The sequence below is a fragment of the Bradyrhizobium sp. CCBAU 45394 genome (assembly GCF_028128655.1).
GTDB classification, from domain to species: domain Bacteria; phylum Pseudomonadota; class Alphaproteobacteria; order Rhizobiales; family Xanthobacteraceae; genus Bradyrhizobium; species Bradyrhizobium diazoefficiens.
Genome location: NZ_LBIX01000002.1, coordinates 1 through 409 on the forward strand (window position 1 = coordinate 1; position 409 = coordinate 409).

General features: G+C 55.0%; 1 protein-coding gene. It reads left to right on the forward strand.

Annotated elements, in window-relative coordinates:
* Positions 1-409, forward strand: a 409-nt coding sequence (locus WN73_RS00810; protein WP_333937938.1) for an IS4/Tn5 family transposase DNA-binding protein, incomplete at both ends; no start/stop codon positions are given.

Consider the following 409-nt stretch of genomic DNA (forward strand, 5'->3'; position numbering starts at 1 on the left):
TCACGCGCCCGGGATGAGAAGGCGCATCGGTTGGCGTCTGACGCGGTGACCTGGTTTGACCGTGAAGCTGCGCTGTGCGAATTCAAGGACGCTCGACTTGGCGAGAGATTTCGCATGCTGCTGAAGCAGATTGGTGGAGACATCGGACAGAGCATTCCGATGGTTTGCCAAGACTGGGCGAACACCAAGGCGGCCTATCGTTTCTTCTCCAATGAACGAGTAAGCGAGGCCGACATCCTGTCTGGTCATTTTAAATCGACGCGGGAACGTATCGCGGCCGCGAAAGGGCCTGTCCTTGTCCTGCATGATACGACCGAATTCACCTATCAAAGAGAGCGCCCGGATCTGATCGGGATGATTAAGCGTATCCCCAAAAGCAACTCTCGAAGATTGGACGGAAAACCCCAAA